Source organism: Streptomyces sp. NPDC002476 (genome assembly GCF_042889785.1).
GTDB lineage: Bacteria > Actinomycetota > Actinomycetes > Streptomycetales > Streptomycetaceae > Streptomyces.
Genome location: NZ_JBIARH010000001.1, coordinates 389,716 through 409,277, shown reverse-complemented (window position 1 = coordinate 409,277; position 19,562 = coordinate 389,716). Strand labels below are relative to the sequence as shown.

General features: G+C 73.0%; 16 protein-coding genes. 5 read left to right on the top strand and 11 right to left on the bottom strand.

Annotation, left to right across the window (positions count from 1 at the left end; all coding sequences use genetic code 11):
* Window positions 1–186 precede the first annotated feature (186 nt).
* The gene (gene map / locus ACFYXM_RS01740) at window positions 187–1,044 is read right to left on the bottom strand and encodes a type I methionyl aminopeptidase (RefSeq protein ID WP_389285841.1); all 858 of its coding nucleotides are present in this window, start codon (window positions 1,042–1,044) and stop codon (window positions 187–189) included.
* A 232-nt stretch (window positions 1,045–1,276) separates the two neighbouring features.
* On the opposite strand from map, the gene ACFYXM_RS01735 reads away from it, so the two are divergent.
* Window positions 1,277–1,513, top strand: a complete 237-nt coding sequence (locus tag ACFYXM_RS01735) for a hypothetical protein (RefSeq protein WP_389285839.1) — start codon at window positions 1,277–1,279, stop codon at window positions 1,511–1,513.
* 107 nt (window positions 1,514–1,620) lie between these two features.
* On the opposite strand, the gene ACFYXM_RS01730 is transcribed toward ACFYXM_RS01735, so the two are convergent.
* Complete coding sequence (locus tag ACFYXM_RS01730) at window positions 1,621–3,033, bottom strand: MFS transporter (protein WP_389285837.1); 1,413 nt, start codon at window positions 3,031–3,033, stop codon at window positions 1,621–1,623.
* A 112-nt stretch (window positions 3,034–3,145) separates the two neighbouring features.
* Complete coding sequence (locus ACFYXM_RS01725; protein ID WP_389285835.1) at window positions 3,146–3,748, bottom strand: hypothetical protein; 603 nt, start codon at window positions 3,746–3,748, stop codon at window positions 3,146–3,148.
* A 177-nt stretch (window positions 3,749–3,925) separates the two neighbouring features.
* On the opposite strand from ACFYXM_RS01725, the gene npdG reads away from it, so the two are divergent.
* The 3 genes from npdG to ACFYXM_RS01710 all read left to right on the top strand — a co-directional run bounded on the left by npdG (window position 3,926) and on the right by ACFYXM_RS01710 (window position 8,557).
* Window positions 3,926–4,633: an NADPH-dependent F420 reductase gene (gene npdG, locus ACFYXM_RS01720; protein WP_389285833.1), complete on the top strand. Its 708-nt coding sequence runs from the start codon at window positions 3,926–3,928 to the stop codon at window positions 4,631–4,633.
* A gap of 172 nt (window positions 4,634–4,805) precedes the next feature.
* The gene (locus ACFYXM_RS01715) at window positions 4,806–4,982 is read left to right on the top strand and encodes a hypothetical protein (RefSeq protein ID WP_351521767.1); all 177 of its coding nucleotides are present in this window, start codon (window positions 4,806–4,808) and stop codon (window positions 4,980–4,982) included.
* A gap of 194 nt (window positions 4,983–5,176) precedes the next feature.
* Window positions 5,177–8,557 (top strand): BTAD domain-containing putative transcriptional regulator, encoded by a 3,381-nt coding sequence (locus tag ACFYXM_RS01710; protein ID WP_389285831.1) that lies wholly within the window; start codon window positions 5,177–5,179, stop codon window positions 8,555–8,557.
* A 72-nt stretch (window positions 8,558–8,629) separates the two neighbouring features.
* Here ACFYXM_RS01710 and ACFYXM_RS01705 read toward each other — a convergent pair whose 3' ends face one another.
* The 3 genes from ACFYXM_RS01705 to panB form a co-directional block, all read right to left on the bottom strand.
* Window positions 8,630–9,493, bottom strand: coding sequence for an ABC transporter permease (locus ACFYXM_RS01705; protein WP_389285829.1), 864 nt, complete (start codon window positions 9,491–9,493; stop codon window positions 8,630–8,632).
* Window positions 9,490–10,512: an ATP-binding cassette domain-containing protein gene (locus ACFYXM_RS01700; RefSeq protein WP_389285827.1), complete on the bottom strand. Its 1,023-nt coding sequence runs from the start codon at window positions 10,510–10,512 to the stop codon at window positions 9,490–9,492. Before ACFYXM_RS01700 ends, ACFYXM_RS01705 begins: the two co-directional genes overlap by 4 nt.
* A 206-nt stretch (window positions 10,513–10,718) precedes the next feature.
* Window positions 10,719–11,606: a 3-methyl-2-oxobutanoate hydroxymethyltransferase gene (gene panB / locus ACFYXM_RS01695; RefSeq protein WP_389285824.1), complete on the bottom strand. Its 888-nt coding sequence runs from the start codon at window positions 11,604–11,606 to the stop codon at window positions 10,719–10,721.
* Window positions 11,607–12,051: 445 nt separating this feature from the next.
* Between panB and ACFYXM_RS01690 the strand changes: the two genes are divergently transcribed.
* On the top strand, window positions 12,052–13,074 hold the full coding sequence (locus tag ACFYXM_RS01690) for an endonuclease/exonuclease/phosphatase family protein (RefSeq protein ID WP_389285822.1): 1,023 nt from the start codon (window positions 12,052–12,054) through the stop codon (window positions 13,072–13,074).
* 238 nt (window positions 13,075–13,312) lie between these two features.
* On the opposite strand, the gene ACFYXM_RS01685 is transcribed toward ACFYXM_RS01690, so the two are convergent.
* From ACFYXM_RS01685 to ACFYXM_RS01665, 5 genes are all read right to left on the bottom strand, one after another.
* A complete protein-coding gene (locus ACFYXM_RS01685) occupies window positions 13,313–15,073 on the bottom strand; it encodes an NAD+ synthase (protein ID WP_389285820.1) in 1,761 nt (586 codons plus the stop codon).
* Between the two features lie 102 nt (window positions 15,074–15,175).
* Entirely contained in the window at window positions 15,176–16,927 is a 1,752-nt protein-coding gene (locus ACFYXM_RS01680) for a multicopper oxidase family protein (protein ID WP_389285819.1), read from the bottom strand.
* 513 nt (window positions 16,928–17,440) lie between these two features.
* Complete coding sequence (locus ACFYXM_RS01675; protein ID WP_389285817.1) at window positions 17,441–17,866, bottom strand: CBS domain-containing protein; 426 nt, start codon at window positions 17,864–17,866, stop codon at window positions 17,441–17,443.
* Between the two features lie 190 nt (window positions 17,867–18,056).
* Complete coding sequence (locus ACFYXM_RS01670; protein ID WP_389285816.1) at window positions 18,057–18,821, bottom strand: DUF305 domain-containing protein; 765 nt, start codon at window positions 18,819–18,821, stop codon at window positions 18,057–18,059.
* Window positions 18,818–19,537 (bottom strand): DUF3105 domain-containing protein, encoded by a 720-nt coding sequence (locus ACFYXM_RS01665; protein WP_389285814.1) that lies wholly within the window; start codon window positions 19,535–19,537, stop codon window positions 18,818–18,820. The genes ACFYXM_RS01670 and ACFYXM_RS01665 overlap by 4 nt, the downstream gene beginning before the upstream one ends.
* Between the last annotated feature and the right edge of the window lie 25 nt (window positions 19,538–19,562).

Here is a 19,562-nt window from a genome sequence, read left to right as displayed (position 1 = left end):
TCTTCCTGCTTAGGCTTACCTAAGTCAACGGCTTCCCGACAGTCTGTCGGTAAAAACGATACGCCTGGCTCCGCCGATGCGCGCAGGCGTGGTGGGAAGAGGAGGCACGGGTGCGCGAAAGCGGCCGCCCGCGGGCGGCCGCTTTCGCGTCGGTACGTGGTGATGCCTGGTGGGCTGTCCGTGTGACTACGGGAGGGTCAGGATCTCGGCGCCCGTCTCCGTCACGACCAGCGTGTGCTCGAACTGGGCGGTGCGCCTGCGGTCCTTCGTGACCACCGTCCAGCCGTCGTCCCACATGTCGTAGTCGTGGCTGCCCAGTGTCAGCATCGGCTCGATGGTGAACGTCATGCCGGGCTTCATCACGGTGGTCGCGTGCGGGCTGTCGTAGTGCGGGATGATCAGCCCGGAGTGGAACGAGGAATTGATCCCGTGCCCGGTGAAGTCCCGCACCACCCCGTACCCGAAGCGCTTCGCGTACGACTCGATGACCCGCCCGATCACGTTGATCTGCCGCCCGGGCCGGACCGCCTTGACGGCCCGGTTCAGCGCCTCCTCGGTGCGCTCCACCAGCAGCCGCGACTCCTCGTCCACGGCGCCGCAGAGGTAGGTGGCGTTGTTGTCGCCGTGCACGCCGTCGATGTACGCCGTGACGTCGAGGTTCACGATGTCGCCGTCGCGCAGCACCGTGGAGTCCGGGATGCCGTGGCAGATCACCTCGTTGATCGAGGTGCACAGCGACTTGGGGAACCCGCGGTAGCCCAGCGTCGACGGGTACGCGCCGTGGTCGCACATGAACTCGTGCGCCACCCGGTCGAGTTCGTCCGTCGTGACACCCGGGGCGATGTGCTTGGCGGCCTCCGCCATCGCCTGCGCGGCGATCCGGCCCGCCACGCGCATGCGCTCGACGGTGTCGGCGTCCTGGGTCTCCGGGCCGGTGTACGGGGTGGGGGCCGGCTTGCCCACGTACTCGGGGCGCCGGATCTTTCCGGGAACGGAGCGGATGGGAGTGATCTCCCCGGGCACGAGCAGCGACTGGCCAGACATGTCAGCGAGTTTAAGGGCTGTCCCGCCATCCCTGACGGGCGCCCGATGGCGGCTGCGGCGCCTCGCCACGTTGTCGGGGCGCCCGCATACTGCCAGTACGCGGGCGCCCTTCCGCCTGTGCGATGCACCACATCCGAACATCCGAAGCCGCGCGCTGATCCGCCGCGGATGACGGGACAGCCCTTGACCCAGCGGGCTTGGGGCAGCATGGCCCCGAGGGAAGGAGCCGGAGATGGCCCTGTTCAAGAAGCGCACGGTCGGCAAACCGGGCGAGTGGTACTACTGCCTGCAGCACAAGAAGGTCGAGGAGGGCCCCGAGTGCCCGGCCAAGGACCGGTTCGGGCCGTACGCCTCCCCGGGGGAGGCGCGCCAAGCGATGGAGACGGCGCGGGAGCGGAACCTGGAGTGGGAGACGGACCCCAAGTGGCACGACGCCGAGACCCCGGCGGACCGGGACCCGGACGCGTGACGGGCCGGCCGCCCGGGGCGCGACGGATCGCCGGTGAGGCGGACGGCCGACCACCGGCGAGGCGGGCCTGACCAGCGGCGAGGCGTGCGACGGACGAGGGCCCGTCCTCAGCCCCCGGACGGGCTGGATTCCGGTTCTATCCGGCCGCGTCCCGCACCGGACGGGCCGGTTTCCGCCTCGTACGGGCGGGCCTGCGTTTCCCGCGTGCCGGCCCCCGACCCGGGCGTGCCCGCATCCTCCTCGCGCTGCGCCCGCCTGCGTACCGCGTCCTCGTCCGTCGCGGAGTCGTACGTGAGCAGCTTCGGCAGCGCGGCGGTGAGCAGCGCGACCGAGGCCACGCACGCCACACCGCCGCTCCAGATCGCGGGACGGGTCCCCGTCCAGCCCGCCATCGCGCCGGCCCGCACCTGACCCAGTTGCGGGCCCGCGCTGTACGAGAGCACCTCGATGCCCGCCAGGCGGCCCCGCAGCTCCTCCGGGATGGTCTGGTTCCAGATCGTGGAACGCCCCAGTCCGCTGAGCATGTCGCCCGCGCCCGCGATCGCCAGGCAGACCAGCACCGGCCACACACTGGTGAACCAGCCCGCCGCCGCGATCGCCAGCCCCCAGACCGCCGCCCCGAACACCACGAACAGCCCGTGCCGCCGCACCCGTGACGTCCATCCGCTGGTCAGGCCCAGCACCAGGGAGCCGACCGACCCCGACGCGTACATCAGGCCCAGCGACCACTCGGCGTGCAGCTCGTCCGCGAGGAACGGGAAGATCGTGTTGGGGAAGGCGAAGAACATCGCGGCCACGTCGACCGCGTACGTCCCCAGCAGCACCGGCCGGCTCCAGGCGAACCGCGCCCCCTCGACGATCCCGCGCAGCGACGGCTTCGTGTTCTCCCGGACGGGCGGGGCCGGGGTCAGGCGCAGGCACAGCAGGACGGAGAGGGCGAACGTGACCACGGTGACCGAGTACGCCGTGGCGTGCCCGGCGTAGGCCACCACGAGCCCCGCCACCGCCGGACCGGTGATCGCACCGACCTGCCAGCGCAGCGAGTTCAGCGCGGCGGCCGCGGTCAGCTGGTCGTGCGGCACGATCCGGGCCATCAGCGAGTCCAGCGCGGGCCGCTGCAGCCCGGAGAGCGCGGAGACCCCGCCCGCCACCAGATAGAGCGGCCAGAGCAGCGGATCGGGCAGCACGGCGTTCACCAGGAGCAGCAGGGCCAGCACCCCCAGGCCCGCCTCGGTGCCCAGGATCACCTTGCGGCGGTCCACGGCGTCCGCGAGCGCCCCGCCGTACAGGCCGAAGACGACCAGCGGCACCAGTTCGACCGCGCCCATCGCGCCGACGGCCAGCGGCGACCCGGTGAGCTCCTTGATCTGGAGCGGCAGCGCGATCAGCGCCATGAAGCTGCCGAAGTACGTGACCACGCCCTGAACCCACAGCAGCCGGAAGTCGGCCGACGAACGCAGGGGGGTGAGGTCGGGCAGCAGCGCGGAGAAACGGCCGGACGGGGAAGGGGCTGAGGTCACGAAGGGTCATGCTCCGAAGTCGTGGTGCCCGGTGCAACACCTTTTCCGTGCCCGCGTCCCGGGCCGCGGTCGTGGTCGCGGGGGCGGGCGCGGGGGCGGGCGGTCCCGGCGCTCACCAGCGCGGCGGAGGCGGCGCCGTCAGCCGGTCGGCGAGCCGGGACAGCCGGTCGCGGAAGCGACGGCCGCCGCGCGGCACGGGGTCTCCGTTCTCCCCGGCAGCCGCGCTCACCAGATGCTGCACGGTGTCCAGGTCGACATCGTCGGAGCCGGTCACCGCCAGCGCCTCGTGGGCGAGTCCCCGCACCTCCGGGTCGCCGCCATCCAGCGAGAGGACCGTCGCCCCGGCCCTGCGGGCGTCGTGCATGCGCTCCAGCAGCCCCGCGCAGGGCCGCTCCGGCGCCACCAGCAGCAGCGTCTCGCCCCGGCCGGCCGCCTCGATCCGGCCCAGGCCGACCGCCAGATGCGCCGGATCGCCCGGCTCCACCCGGTGGCGCACCAGGGTCGGGGCCAGCTCGGGCAGCCCGGACCAGGTGGACTCGTCGACGAGATGGGCCGCCAGATGCCACGGCTCGTACTCCGCCGTCCCCACCAGCAGCAGCCCGCCGCCGTGCGGGGCGACGGACGACCTGAGCGACCCGGCGAACCGGCGGGCCGCGGCCGGCCACTCGGTCCCGGCGAGCACTTCACGCAGCAGAGCGACGCGTACGGCATCCATGGCCAGGCATCGTGCCCCGGGCACCGGCCGCGCCGTCGGTGAACGCCGCGGAACCACACGAACGGGGCACGGGCACGGGCGCGCGGCACGGGGTGCGGGGACGCGCCGGACGGGTCGGTGACTCCGCGTCGGGGCGACAGACTGTTCGTCCCGGTGGCGGGCAGTAGTGTCGAAGCCATGACTACGAATGAGACGGGCAGCGCGCCCAAGCCCGCCAAGGACCCCTGGGACCTTCCCGACGTGTCCGGGCTGACCGTCGGCGTGCTCGGCGGCACCGGCCCGCAGGGCCGCGGCCTCGCCTACCGGTTCGCCCGCGCCGGGCAGAAGGTGATCATCGGGTCCCGTGCCGCCGACCGCGCGCGGGCCGCCGCCGAGGAACTGGGCCACGGCATCGAGGGCGCGGACAACGCGGAGTGCGCCCGGCGCAGCGACGCCGTGATCGTGGCCGTGCCGTGGGACGGCCACGCCAAGACCCTGGAGGCGCTGCGCGACGAACTCGTGGGCAAGCTCGTCATCGACTGCGTCAACCCGCTCGGCTTCGACAAGAAGGGCGCCTACGCCCTGAAGCCGGAGGAGGGCAGCGCCGCCGAGCAGGCCGCGGCCCTGCTCCCGGAGTCCCGGGTCACCGCCGCCTTCCACCACCTGTCCGCGGTGCTGCTCCAGGACACGGCCGTCGAGGAGATCGACACCGATGTGCTGGTGCTGGGCGAGGCCCGCGCCGACACGGACCTGGTGCAGGCGCTGGCGGGCCGGATCCCCGGCATGCGCGGCATCTTCGCCGGGCGGCTGCGCAACGCCCACCAGGTCGAGTCGCTCGTCGCGAACCTGATCTCGGTCAACCGCCGCTACAAGGCGCACGCGGGGCTGCGTACGACGGACGTCTGAGAGAGCCTGTCGGGTGACGCCCGGTCAGAGGCCACCCGACAGGCTCTGAGCGGGGCCCGCGTCGGGGCGGTCCGGTCCGGCCCCCGTTTCCGGGCCACCCTGCGACGGGCGGAAAGGGGCATGGGGGACACTGGACGGGACCGTGCACCACTCCGGACAGGAGCCGACTCCCATGCCCCGACTCGCTCTCTACGCCATCGCCGTCTGCGTCCTGGCCGTCGTTGCGGCCGTGTTCTCGTTCGTCCAGGGCAGCTGGCTCGGGATCGTCTGGGTGCTGCTGGCCGGGCTCTCGTCCAACATGGCGTGGTTCTACCTGCGTCGGCACCGCGCCGGGACCGCCACGGGCTGAGCCCCGTCGCCGTGACGACTCGGACCGCACCTACGAGCGGTCGGCCGTCCCGTCGGCGCACGGGAGGGGCCTGGGTGCCGGCGGGGAGCGCCTCGCGGACGCGGGCACCGGGACGGGTGCCTTCGGCGACGCCGAACCGGGCGAGTGTCGCACGCGTGTCCTGCCGCCGCTCCCGGTCGCGGGAGAATGGGCGAGTGCGCTACAGCATCCTCGGAACCACCCAGGCACTCCATGACGACGGCACCACCGTCTCCGTCGGCGGTGCGCGGCTGCGTGCCCTGCTCACCGCCCTCGCCCTGCGTCCGGGCCGTTCCGTCCCCGCCGCGGTGCTCGTCGACGAGGTGTGGGACGGCGACCCGCCGGCCGATGCGGTGGGCGCGCTCCAGGCGCTCGTGGGACGGCTGCGGCGGGCCCTCGGACATGGGGCGGTCACGTCCGGGGAGAGCGGCTACCGGCTGGCCGCCGCCCCGGACGAGGTCGACCTCTACCGCTTCGAGCGGCTCGCGGGGGAGGGGGCGCGGGCCCTGGCGGAGGGGGACCCGGCGAAGGCCCTGGCCGCGCTCGACGACGCCCTCGCCCTGTGGCGCGGCCCGGTCCTGGCCGATCTGCCCGACCGCGGCGCCGTCGCGGCCCGCTGGACGGCCCGGCGGCTGGACGCCCGCCGCACCAGGATCACCGCGGCACTCGCCCTCGGCCGCGCCGACGAGACCCTGCCCGAACTGATCGCGCTCTGCGCCGAGCACCCGATCGACGAACCGCTCCAGGCGCTGCGGCTGCGGGCCCTGCGCGACGCCGGGCGCCCGGCCGAGGCGCTGGCCGCGTACGACGAGGTGCGCACCGTGCTCGCCGACCGGCTCGGCACCGACCCCGGCCCCGAACTGCGCGCCCTGCACGCCGCGTTGCTGGAGCAGGACGCGACGGGCGGGAAGCACCCGGCCGGGCCGTCACGGCCTCCCGCGCCTCGGCCCGTCGCCGCCGCCCCGGCCGGAGACACCGGCGCGTTGCGGGAAGCCCTCGCCGCCCCGCGCGGGAACCTGAGAGCCCGGCTCACCAGCTTCGTCGGGCGCGAGAACGACATCGAGGCCCTGCGCGAGGACCTGGCGCGCACCCGGCTGGTCACCCTCCTCGGTCCCGGCGGCGCCGGTAAGACCCGGCTCTCCCAGGAGGCCGCCGAGTCCTTCGGCTCCGCCTGGCCCGACGGCGTCTGGCTGGCCGAACTCGCCCCCGTCGACGACCCCGAGGCCGTACCGGAGGCCGTGCTGACCGCGCTCGGCGCCCGCGAGACCGTGCTGCGCGGGGCCGGTGCCGAGGAACTGCGGGTCGCCGAGGGCAACGCGGGCGACCCGCTCGTGCGCCTCGCCGAACACTGCTCCCGGCGCCGGATGCTCCTGCTCCTGGACAACTGCGAGCATCTCGTCGGGGCCGCCGCCGCCCTCGCCGACCACCTGCTCGCCCGCTGCCCGCAGCTCACCGTGCTGGCCACCAGCCGTGAACCCCTGGGCGTGCCCGGCGAGTTCGTCCGGCCCGTCGATCCGCTGCCCGACGCGATGGCGCTGCGGCTGCTCGCCGAACGGGGCGCGGCGGCCCGGCCCGGCTTCCGGACCGACGCCGACGAGGAGACCGCCGAGGCCGCCGCGGAGATCTGCCGCCGCCTCGACGGCCTGCCGCTCGCCATCGAACTCGCCGCCGCCCGGCTGCGGATGCTCACCCCGCGCCAGATCGCCGACCGGCTCGACGACCGGTTCCGCCTGCTCACCAGCGGAGCCCGTACCGTACTGCCCCGCCAGCAGACGCTGCGCGCCGTCGTCGACTGGTCCTGGGAACTGCTCGACGCGTCCGAACGCGCCGTCCTGCGCCGCCTGTCCGTCTTCGCGGGCGGCTGCACCCTCGCCGCCGCCGAGGCCGTCTGCGCGGAGGGCCCCGGTGGCGCGCGCGAGGTCGCCGGGCTGCTCGGCTCGCTCGTCGACAAGTCCCTCGTCGTCGCCGCGCCCGCCGAGGACGGCGAGATGCGCTACCGGCTGCTGGAGACCGTGGGTGAGTACGCCGCCGAACGGCTCGACGAGGCGACGGAACGTGACGCCGCGGAACGGCGCCACCTGGTGCACTTCCGGGAGCTGGCCCGTACCACCGACCCGCTGCTGCGCGGCGCCGGGCAGCGGGCCGCCATCGACCGCCTCCAGCGCGACTACGAGAACCTCCGCACCGCCCTGCGCAGGGCCGTCGCCGCCCGCGACGAGCAGGAGGCGCTCTGCATGGTGCTGTCGCTGTGCTGGTACTGGCAGATGCGCGATCTGCGCGCCGAGGGCCTGCAATGGGCCGACGCGGTGGCCGCGCTGGGCCCCGACCCCTTCGCCGGGCCCGCCGAACCCGCGCCCTCCCTCCACGAGCGCTGTACCGACGCCCCGCCGCCCATGTCGCCCGAACTGCTCCAGGAGGCGCGGCGCCAGGTGGCCCTGGTCCAGCTGGTCAGCATGGACCACTCCAAGGACGTGTGGGCCGACGAGCAGGGCATGGCCCGGCTGCGGATCATCGCGGCCACCTACCGCGCGGGACAGCCGCAGACCTGCCGCGCCCCCGGATCGCTCTGGTTCTTCGCGGTCATGATGACCGGCGGGGTCGACGACCTGCGCGCGCTGCTCGACGAGACCGTCCGGGCCGGCCGGGAGCTCGGCTACGCGTGGGAACTGGCCGGAGCGCTCCAGACGCGGGCCAACATCCTGGCCAACCGCCCCGAATGGGCGGGCGGCGCGCTCGCGGACGCCGACGAGAGCCTGGAGATCTTCCGTCGGCTCGGCGACGACTGGGGAGTCGCCGAAGCGCTCTCCTCCCGGGGCGAGGCCAACGAGAGGCACGGCGAGTACGCGCGCGCCGCCGAGGACTTCCAGGCCGCCATCGGCTACGCGGCGAAGCTCGGCGCCCAGTCACAGGTGTCCGTCCTGCGCACCAGATACGCCTCCGCCCTCACCGAACTCGGCCGCGGCGACGAGGGCGAGACGATCCTGCGCGAGGTGCTCACGGAGGGGCGCCACGCCGGTCACGAGGCGATTCCCGCCGCCCGGATCTACCTCGCCCTGTGGCTGGGCCGCACCGGACGCACGGCCGAGGCGCGCGAACAACTGTCCCTGCTGCGAACGGAGTTCCAGTCCGAGACGCTGGCGATCTTCGAGGGGTTCGTGCTGGGTACATTGGCCTGGCTCGACAACCAGGACGGGCGCTACGCCGAGGCCCTGCCCCGGTCCCTGGAGGCGCTGCGGCGGTCCCACGACCGGCTGTCGCAGATGGTGGCGCCGCAGATGTCCGTCATCCACCTCGTCTCCGTCGCACGGGCGATCGCCGGGATCGGCGGTGAACGGCGGGCCGCACTCGCGGCCCGGCTGCTGGGGGCCGGCCGGGCGCTGCTGCCCCTGGGACACGCGCCGACGTCCATGGAACGCGACGACTACGCCCGGGTGGAGGAACTGGCCCTCGCCGTCCTCGGCCGGGACGCCTACGACACGGCGTACGCCGAGGGCGGCGGCCTCTCCATGGAGGAGGCCACCGCCCTCGCCGAGACGTACGGACCGGAGCGCGACTGAACCGCCGCCCGGCCCTCCGGTGCGCGCACCGCGTCCGGCACGTACCGGGCGCGCCCTTCGACCCGCACCGGTTCAGCTCTTCCTGCGGAACTTCGAGACCGCCAGCGGAGCCGCCACAGCGGTGATCGCCACCGCCCAGCCGAGTGTGAGCCACGTCGCGTGGGCGACCGGTCCGCCGATCATCAGCCCGCGCGCCGCGTCCGCCAGGTTGGACAGCGGGTTGTAGTCGGTGAACGCCTGGAGCCAGCCGGGCATGGTGGCGGTCGGGGCGAAGATCGAGGAGCCGAACTGCAGGGGCATCAGCACCAGGAACCCCATCCCCTGCACCGCCTGGGCGGACTTCAGCGACAGCCCCAGCAGGATGAAGATCCACATGATCGCGGCGCCGAACACCATCGAGAGGCCGACCGCCGCGAGCAGGCCGAGCACCGAGGTCTTCAGCTCCATGCCGAGCAGGAAGCCCATGCCCAGCAGGATCGCCGTGGCCACCGTCATCCGGCCCAGCTCGACCACGATCTTCGCGACGAGGACCGACGACCGGGCGATCGGCATCGTCCGGAACCGGTCCATGACCCCCTTGCGGAAGTCCTCGTTGACCCCGGTGCCGACCGCGGTGGCGATGTTCATCCCCAGCATCGCCATCATGCCCGGGACCACGTAGTTGACGTACGTCTGCCGGTCGCCGCCCAGACTCGCGCCGATGGACCCGCCGAAGACGTACACGAACAGCAGGATGAAGACGATGGGCATCAGCAGCACATCGAACATCGACTCCGGATCCTTCTTGATCTGGAGCACGTTGCGCCGCATCAGCGCGCCGATGTGCCGCAGGCTGGCGCGCAGCCCGATCCGGCCCTCGCCGGCGAGGGCCCTCGGCGCGGCGGACGGGGCCCGGCCGGTCGTGGCGGGCTGCTGGATCGTCGTACTCGTGCTCATGCGGCGACCTCCGCGGGGATCGTGTCGGTGGCGGAAGCGCTCTTCTCGCCGGTGATGGCCAGGAACACCTCGTCCAGGCTGGGCAGTGCGGTGGCGACGTGCGCCAGCGCGTAGCCCCGGGCGCCGAGCAGGCCGATGACGGCGGTCAGCTGCTCGTCACTGAGGATCGGCACGTACAGCAGTCCCTCGTCCGGGACCGCCTGCGCGCCCGCGACCCCGTCCAGGCCGGTCTCCCGCAGCGCCTGCGCCATCGCGGGCAGCTGCGCCGGGTCCGAGGGGCGGATCTGCAGGGTGCGCCCGCCCACCTTCGCCTTGAGTTCGTCGACCCCGCCGTTGGCGATGATCCGGCCCCTGTCGATGACGGTGAGCTCGTTCGCGAGCTGCTCCGCCTCCTCCATGTACTGGGTGGTGAGCAGGACGGTCGCGCCCTCCGCGACCATCCTCTGCACCTCGTCCCAGACCTCGTTGCGGGTCCGGGGGTCGAGCCCCGTCGTCGGCTCGTCCAGGTAGAGCACGGCCGGGCGGCCGATCATCGAAGCGGCCAGGTCGAGGCGGCGCCGCATGCCGCCGGAGTAGTCCATCGCGGCGCGCCGGGCCGCGTCTGTGAGCGAGAACCGCTCCAGCAGCTCGTCGGCCCGGGCGCGGGCGGCCTTGCGCGACAGATCGAGCAGCCGCCCGATCATGTAGAGGTTCTCCCAGCCGGACAGCTTCTCGTCGACCGAGGCGTACTGCCCGGTCAGTCCGATGGTGCGGCGCAGCTGCCGGGGATGCTTCACCACGTCGTAGCCCGCCACGACGGCGTGCCCGGCGTCGGGGACGATCAGGGTGGACAGGCAGCGCACAAGGGTGGTCTTGCCCGCGCCGTTGGGGCCGAGCACACCGAGCACGGTGCCTTCGCGGACATCGAGGTCCACGCCGTCCAGAGCCTTGGTCGAGCCGTAGTGCTTGACCAGCCCCCGGACCTCCACGGCATGGGTGCCGTTCCTGGGGTTCTTGTCGTTTCGCGTCATGTCCACCATGGGAACAGGCGCCACCGACAGTCCGCCGACAACAGGCCGACACGGGGCCGACATGGGGCCGACAAGGCATCGGCAACGGGCCGGCGGAGGGACCGGTGGAAGGCCGACAGCCCGCCGATGGGGGAGGTCGGCGGGCTGTCGGTGGTGCGGGCAGTGGCCTGTGCGGGCCCCGACGGGTCACGGGCGGGGCCGGTCGACGCGACCTCTTAGTGGAAGGTGTGCTCGGCGGCCGGGAAGGCGCCGCCGACGACCTCTTCCGCGTACTCCTTCGCCGCGTCGCCCAGCACCTTGCGCAGATTCGCGTACTGCTTGGTGAAGCGCGGCATCCTGCCGCCGGTCAGCCCGACCATGTCGGTGTGGACCAGCACCTGGGCGTCCGTGTCCGGACCGGCGCCGATGCCGACGGTCGGGATGTGCAGGGCGCGGGTGATCTCGGCGGCCAGCTCGGCCGGGACGAGCTCCAGGACGACGGCGAACGCGCCCGCGTCCTGCACGGCCTTGGCGTCGCGCAGCAGCTGCTGGGCGGCCTCCTCGCCACGGCCCTGCACCCGGTAGCCCATCGCGTTCACGGACTGCGGGGTCAGACCGATGTGGGCCATCACCGGGATGCCGGCGTCGACCAGCAGCCGGATCTGCTCGTGGCTGCGCTCGCCGCCCTCCAGCTTGACCGCGCCGACACCGGACTCCTTGATCAGCCGGGTGGCGTTGCGCAGGGCCTGGACGGGACCCTCCTGGTACGCGCCGAAGGGCAGGTCGGCGACGATCAGCGCACGCGTGGTGCCCCGTACGACGGCGGCGGAGAGGACCGCCATCTCGTCCATCGTGACGGGCACGGTGGTCTCGTAACCGAGGTGGCAGTTGCCCATCGAGTCGCCGACGAGCAGGACCGGGATACCGGCCTCGTCGAAGACGGACGCGGTCATCGCGTCGTACGCGGTGAGCATGGGCCACTTCTCGCCGCGCCCGGTGGCGGCGGCGATGTCGTGGACGGTGATGCGGCGGGTGCTCTTGCCCCCGTACAGCGCCTTGCTGCTGTCGGCGGCGGCTCCCGCGGCGGGTGTGGCGGACGTGTTCCGCGCAGCCTGAAGCGACATGTGCCTACGGCTCCTTCGTCATCTCGAGGCGCCCTGACGGCGTCCCCGGACCGGTTCCATGGTGGCATCCCGTGCCCGTCCGCGGGAAGTGGGCCCGCACAAGCCCGTACCGCGGCCCCGGCGCGGCGCGAGGGGCTGGCGCCGGCCCGCCCCTGACCGGACCGGTCCCATGGACGGCGACGGCGGCGGCGCCTGCGCCCGGAGCCCGTGAGGGTGAAGCCGACCCGGGGAGACCGGGGAAGACCGGTGGAGTGAGCGCGGCCGGACCCGTGGAGTGTGATCGTTCTGTCACAAGCCCCGGCGGAGCCGGCCCCGTCGGAACTCATCGGCCCCCGCCCTTCGTCCTTGTGGCAGTACCGCCGTCGTGGACGGTCGGGAACACGCCGCGCATCGCCTAGGGTCGGGAGCACGGCGACACGTACGGCAAGGCAGTGAGGACAGCGCGATGGTGCAGGCGTACGGAGCGGACACCGGGAACGACCGCGCGGAGGCGCGGAGCACCGGGCCCCGTGTCCGGGACCTGCGCGACCGGTGGAGCCGGGCCAGAGGCGTCTGGCGGCGCGGTGTCGTCCTGGCCGTCTGCTCGGTCCTCGTGACCCTCGTGATGGTCTTCCACGCGCAGATCCCGAACGCCGTCGGCAACCTGGGCAGCCTCACCGAGACGTTCCTGCCGTGGATCGGCGTGCTCATCCCGCTGCTGCTGGTCCTGGCCCTGGTACGCCGCTCGGCGACCGCGCTGATCGCCCTGCTGCTGCCGGTCGCGGTCTGGCTCAACCTGTTCGGCGGTCTGCTCACCGGTAAGTCGGCCGAGGGCGGCGACCTCACCGTGGCCAGCCACAACGTCAACGCCGACAACCCCGACCCCGCGGGTACCGCCCGGAAGGTCGCGGACTCCGGCGCCGACGTCATCGCCCTGGAGGAACTGCCGAACGACGAGGTGGCGAAGTACGAGGCGGCGCTCGCCGACCGCTACCCGTACCACTCGGTGCAGGGGACCGTCGGCCTGTGGAGCAAGCATCCGATGCGCGACGCCCGGCCGGTCGACATCAAGATGGGCTGGCCCCGGGCACTGCGTGCCACGGTGACGACCCCCGAGGGCGATGTCGCCGTCTACGTCGCCCACCTGCCGTCCGTACGCGTCAAGCTGCACGCCGGGTTCACCGCCAACCAGCGCGACGACAGCGCCGACACCCTGGGCGAGGCCATCGCCGACGAACGGCTCGACCGGGTGATCCTGCTCGGCGACCTCAACGGGACGATGAACGACCGCTCGCTCAACGCGGTCACCTCGCAGCTGCGGTCCACCCAGGGCGCGGCGGGCGACGGCTTCGGCTTCAGCTGGCCGGCGTCCTTCCCGATGGCGAGGATCGACCAGATCCTCGTGAAGGGCGTCGAGCCGGTGTCGTCGTGGACGCTCCCGGCGACGGACAGCGACCACCTCCCCATCGCGGCGCGCGTCCAGCTCTGACGCGCACTCGCTCCCGGCCTGCCCGGACCCGGTCTCGGCGTCGGATCCGGGGCCGGGGAGCGCGGGCGTGTCCGTGCGGGCGACGGGGAGCGCGAGTCGCAGCTCACCGGCATCGCGGCGCGGCGACGCACCACGGCTCAGCCGGGTACTGCCGCCTGCCGGGTCCGCGGACGACGGGGCCGCCGCTGCCGGGCCGGTCGTTGCCCGGCCCGCCCACGACGGCCCGCCGGCCCGTCGCTCAGACCGATTCGCGCCACCGGTTGGTGATCGGCAGACGGCGGTCCTTGCCGAAGCCCTTCGGGGAGATCTTCGTGCCCGGCGGGTACTGCCGCCGCTTGTACTCCGCCGTGTCCACCATCCGCAGGGTCCTCGCCACCAGCGCCTCGTCGAAGCCCGCCGCGACGATGTCGGCCAGCCCCCGGTCCTGGTCGACATAGAGCTCCAGGATCCGGTCCAGCACGTCGTAGTCGGGCAGCGAGTCCGTGTCGACCTGGTCCGGGCGCAGCTCGGCGCTGGGCGGCTTGGTGATGGACGCCTCCGGGATCGGCGGGGTCTGCCCGCGCTCCTCGGCGGCGCGGTTGCGCCACTTCGCGAGCCGGAAGACCGACGTCTTGTAGACGTCCTTGATCGGCCCGTACGCCCCGACAGAGTCGCCGTACAGCGTCGAGTAGCCGACCGCCAGCTCGGACTTGTTGCCCGGCGCGAGGACGATCTGGCCCTCCTGGTTGGAGACCGCCATCAGCATCGTGCCGCGCAGCCGGGACTGGAGGTTCTCCTCGGCGAGACCGGTGAGCCCCAGCGACTCCATATAGGCGTCGAACATCGGCTCGATCGGTACGGTGCGGAAGTTCAGCCCGGTGCGGCGGGCCAGTTCGGCCGCGTCGCCCTTGGAGTGGTCCGAGGAGTACTTCGACGGCATCGAGATGCCGTACACGTTCTGCGCGCCCAGCGCGTCGCAGGCGATGGCCGCGACCAGCGCCGAGTCGATGCCGCCGGACAGCCCGATCAGCACACTGCGGAAACCGTTCTTCGCGGCATACGCCCGCAGGCCCACGACCAGCGCCGAGTACAGCTCCTCGTCGTCGTCGAGCCGCTCGGCGTACCCCCCGGCCAGCTCCGGCTCGTACGCGGGGACGGGGTCCTCGGAGAGCACCAGGCGGTCGATCCGCAGCCCGTCGTTCACCACGCCCGACGCCGCGTCGGCCCCGGTCGCGGCGGCCGGCAGGTCCAGGTCGAGGACCACGCAGCCCTCGGCGAACTGCGGAGCACGGGCGATCACCTCGCCGTCGCGGTCGACGACGATGGAGTCGCCGTCGAAGACCAGCTCGTCCTGGCCGCCGATCATCGCGAGGTACGCGGTGGTGCAGCCGGCCTCCTGGGCCCGCTTGCGGACCAGTTCCAGCCGGGTGTCGTCCTTGTCCCGCTCGTACGGAGAGGCGTTGATGGACAGCAGCAGCCCCGCGCCCGCCGCCCGCGCGGCCGGCACCCGGCCGCCGTCCTGCCAGAGGTCCTCACAGATCGCCAGCGCCACGTCCACGCCGTGCACCCGTACCACCGGCATCGAGTCGCCCGGCACGAAGTAGCGGAACTCGTCGAAGACGCCGTAGTTGGGGAGGTGGTGCTTGGCGAAGGTCAGCGCGACCTGCCCGCGGTGCAGCACGGCGGCGGCGTTCTGCGGGGCGCCCGCCGGCTGGCCGTAGCGCGGCTGGGCCGCCTCGGAACGGTCGAGGTAGCCGACGACGACCGGCAGCTCCCCGAGCCCCTCCGCGTCGAGCCGGGCGGCGAGCGCGCGCAGCGCCCGGCGCGACGCCTCGACGAAGGACGGCCGCAGGGCCAGGTCCTCGACGGGGTAGCCGGTCAGCGTCATCTCGGGGAACGCCACCAGATGGGCGCCCTGTTCGGCGGAGTGCCGGGTCCAGTGGACGATCGTCTCGGCGTTGCCGGAGAGATCACCGACGGTCGAGTCGATCTGATTCAGTGCGAGACGTAGTTGAGGCACGCGCACCAGTGTAATCGTCTGACTGACGCGATGTCCCGGCGGGGAACGCGGGCGCCGCCGGGCACCCCGCCGGGGCGAGGCACGCGACGGGGCCCGTGGGGATCAGCGGAGGTAGCCGAGGACCGTCATCATGCCCACGTCCGAGTGGTAGATGTTGTGGCAGTGGAGCATCCACAGGCCGGGATTGTCCGCCTCGAACTCCATCGCAACGGAAGTGTTCGGCCGGACGATCACGGTGTCCTTGCGCGCCCACTGCCACTCGCGCCGGTGCGACGCGCGGTGCCCCGGACCCGCCGACCCCACCAGCCCGAACGAGTGCCCGTGCAGATGGACGGGGTGCCACATCGAGGTGATGTTGAAGAACTCCAGCCTCACGCGCTCGCCCGCCGCGACCGGGCGGCGCCGCTCCGGCGAGTACGGCTCGTGGTCGAAGCCCCAGTCGTACGCCTTCATCGTGCCGGTCAGCTTGTAGCGGATGGTCCGGTCGGGCTTCCGGGCGGACAGGGCCACGGACGGGTGCGGCGACAACTGCGTGGCCTCCACCAGCTTCCCGTTCAGCTCCTTGGGCCGCACATGGGCGGCGGGCGGCGCGCCCATCCCGGTGCGCAGCAGGGCCAGGGCCGTCGCCCGCTTGCCCTCGGCGAGCGCGGTCAGCGGGAACACCCCGTCCTTGGCGGTGACGATCACGTCGTACCGCTCTCCCATGCCCAGCACCAGGGCGTCCGTCGTGGTGTGCTGGACCGGGTAGCCGTCGGTGTGGGTGATCGTCATCCGGTGGCCGCCGAGCGCGACCCGGAAGGCGGTGTCGCCGCCCGCGTTGATGATGCGCAGCCGGATGCGTTCGCCGGGCTTGGCGAGGAAGGTGGTGGGGGCCTTGGGGACGCGGCCGTTGATCAGGTAGTACGGGTAGTCGACGTTTCCGCCGTGGCTGTCGAGCAGTTGGCTGAAGCCGTGCCGCATGATCCGCGAGGGGCCGGAGCGCCGCCCCGGGGAGCCGGGCGAGCCTGAGGCGCCGCCGCGCCGGGTGTCGTCCGCGTCGTTCTTGCCGTCCGTCTCGTCCGCCCTGCCCTCCTCGTCCTTCTCGTCCGCGCCTTCGGTGCGGTTCATGGAGCCGTGGCGCTTCCCGCTGTGGTCCATGCCGCCCCGGCCGCCGCTGAGCTCGTCGAGTACCGAGTCCGGGGTGGAGCCGCCCACCCCGTCCACCCAGTCGTCGAGGACGACCACCCATTCCTTGTCGTACTTCAGCGTCTCCTTCGGGTCCTCCACGATCAGGGGTGCGTACAGCCCCCGGTCCTGCTGGACGCCCGTGTGCGGGTGGAACCAGTACGTCCCGGGGTGCGGCACCTTGAAGCGGTAGGCGAACTCCCCGCCCGGCTTGATCGGCCGCTGCGTGAGGTCGGGGACGCCGTCCATGTCGTTGCGCACGTTGAGGCCGTGCCAGTGCAGCGTGGTGGCCTCCGGGAGGTGGTTGGCGAGCGTGAGCGCCACGTTGTCGCCCACCGTGAACCGCAGTTCCCGGCCGGGCAGCCGGGCCTCGTAGGCCCAGGAGCCGACGACGAGGCCGCCGCCCAGGTCCAGGCGGGACGGGGTGGCGGTGAGGTGGAACTTCCGGAGGGGACCGGAGCGTCGTTTGGCCTCGGCCTCGGCGACCTCCTTCCCGTCGGGGGAGACGTACTCGTCCCAGGACTTCCCGTGGTGGGGGATTCCGTGCTCCGGGCCGCCGGCGTTCGCGCCACCGCTCTGCGGGGCGCGGCGGTCCGGGTCGGATTCACCGGAGCAGGAGGCCAGGAACGCCGTACCGGCGGTGGCGGCGGCCGCGCCGAGCACGGCGCGTCGGGTGGGTGGAGTGCGCATGACGGAGAGCACCTCGAGGTGTTGTCGGTACGGCGGGCTGCGGGGGAGGGGGGAGGTGCCCCTTCCGTATGCACAGCACCGACGACATGCGCAGCACCGACGACGGCGCGCCGAAAGCCGGACCGGGCCGGGGGAGCGGCCACGGCTTCGACGGCATCCGCGCCGCGACACCCGCGAGGAGGCGGGCGATCCCGATGAGCAGCGCCACGAACAGGGACAACTGTCCGTATGTCGCACATTCACTCAGGGTCATGTCGGGCACCTTACCCCGGTTGGGTACCCCGCGCGCGGGAAGACGGCCGGAAGCGTGGGGGCCGGACGGGGTGCGAGGACGCCCGGCAGGGCTGTGAGGAAACGTATCGGCGCGGGTGCGTGGTCCCGGCCGGAGCGAGATGTGCGGGCGGACGCCCGCCCGCTCGGCGGGGCGGGCACGCAGCGGCCCGGCGACCCCGCGGGGCGGGGTGCCGGGCCGGTCGAACGCGAGTCCGGGACGCGTGTGGTTGCGTGGACCCGTCAACCGCGCGCGTACACCTTCTCCATCCAGCAGGCGAGCTGCTCGTCGGAGAGATGCCGCGCCAGGTCGGCCTCGCTGATCATGCCGATCAGTTTCTTGTTCTCGACGACCGGAAGCCGACGGATCTGGTGGGTCTGCATCTCCTCCAGGACCATGTCCACGCTCGCGCCGGAGTCGATCCAGCGCGGTGTGCCGTGGGCGAGGTCGCCCGCGGTCACCCTCGACGGATCGCGTCCCTCCGCCACGCAGCCGAGCACGATGTCGCGGTCCGTGAGGATGCCGATCATCCGGTCCTGTTCGCCGCTGGCCGAGATGGGCAGTGCGCCCACGTGATGGTCGCGCATCAGCTGCGCGGCCCGGTCCAGCGTCTCGTGCGCGGGGATCCAGGTGGCCCCGGTGTGCATGATGTCCTTCGCAGTGGTCATGAGGGATTCCTCCTGCGTGCCGACGGGCATGCCGTTCACTCCCGAGAACATCCATCGTCGTACGTCCGTTCGGGACATGCGACCGCTATCGCCCGTTCGGGTGCATTCGGGATCCGGAGGGAACCGCCAGGTCCCGGCTCGAAGTGCCCCGCACGGCAGACGGCACTTCGATGCCGGAGCCCGGGGCCGTTCATGACCGGGGCTTCGCCCCGCGCGCCTCCAGCATCGCGGCCATCGCCTCCAGCTCGGACCGCTGGGCCTCCACCATCCCCTGGGCCAGCCGTTTCTCCGCCCCGACCGTGCACAGCCGGACGCAGCCGCGGGCCATGTCGACACCGCCGCGGTGGTGGTCGGTCATCAGCCGGAGGTAGAGGACCTCGGCGTCCCTGCCGCTCGCCGTGCGGAGCCGGTCCAGTTCGGCCCGGGTGGCCATGCCGGGCATGAGGGAACCGTCGCGGGGCGGGTGTCCCGCGTGCCCGGCGTGTCCCGCGTGACCTGCGTGGCCGGCGTTCCCCGTGTGTCCCGGGTGGCCGTCCGCCATCCAGGCCATCGGTCCCTGCCCGCCGGGGGCCGTCTTCGGCAGCTCCCACAGGTCCAGCCAGCCGAGCAGCATGCCCCGCTGATTGGCCTGCGTGTTGGCGATGTCGTACGCGAGGAGGCGAACCTCCTCGTCGCGGGTGCGGTCGCGCACGATGAAGGACATCTCCACGGCCTGCTGGTGGTGGACCGCCATGTCCCGGGCGAAGCCGGCGTCCGCGGAGTCCGCCCCGGGCACGCGGAGAGCGGTGGGGGAGTGGGTGCCCCTCGCCCCGTCGCCATTCGCCCCGTCGTCGTCACGGGCCCCGTCGTCCCGGGCGGAGGCGAGCGTCGCCGCCCCCGCGAACAGCAGCGCGAGCAGCGCGGCGGAGCCCGCCGCCCGTACTGCCACGCGCCGGTCGCGCCGTACCCCGGTCACGAGGCCCCCAGCCCGCCCGAGCACGTCGCGCCGGGCTCGGGCGTCTGCGGCCCCTGCACGAACGCCGAGAAGAACCGGTCGACCCGCGGGTCGTCGGCGCCGTCCACCGTCAGCTGGTTGCCCCAGGCGGTCAGCATGATCGCGCCGGCCTGGCCCTCGTACGGGCTCATCAGCGAGTACGGCGTCCTGCCGACCCGCTCGGCGAGCCCGGCGACATCGGCGTCCGCGGCTCTGTTCGTGTATGTCACCCACACCGCTCCGTGCTCCAGCGAGTGCACGGCGTTCACATCGGGGATCGCCTTCTCGTACACCTCGCCGTCGCAGTTCATCCACACCGGGTTGTGGTCACCGCCGACCGGGGGCTTCATGGGGTACGCGACGGGCCCGTCGACGTGCTTGCGGGTCAGTTTCGACGCGTCCCACGTCTTCAGCCCCCGGATCGGCCCGTCGGCGGACCCGTTCCGCCCCGGCCCGTCCGGCTCCGGTTCGTTCCGGCCCGCTCCGTTCCGGTCCGGCGCGGGTGCCTTGGCGTCGTCCGCGTGGACGCCCCGCTTGTTCTCCGCCGCCGCGGACCCGTTCAGCAGGGTGTACGAGCCGAACCCGACCAGGCCGACGGCGAGGACGCCCAGGACTATGGCCGTGACACGGGTGCGGCGGTCACGCGAGCGGTCGGCGTCGCGCGTCTGCTCCGGGCGGGTCCGAGGGTCGAGGCTCATGTCGTCGGGTCCTTCTGCGAGGAAG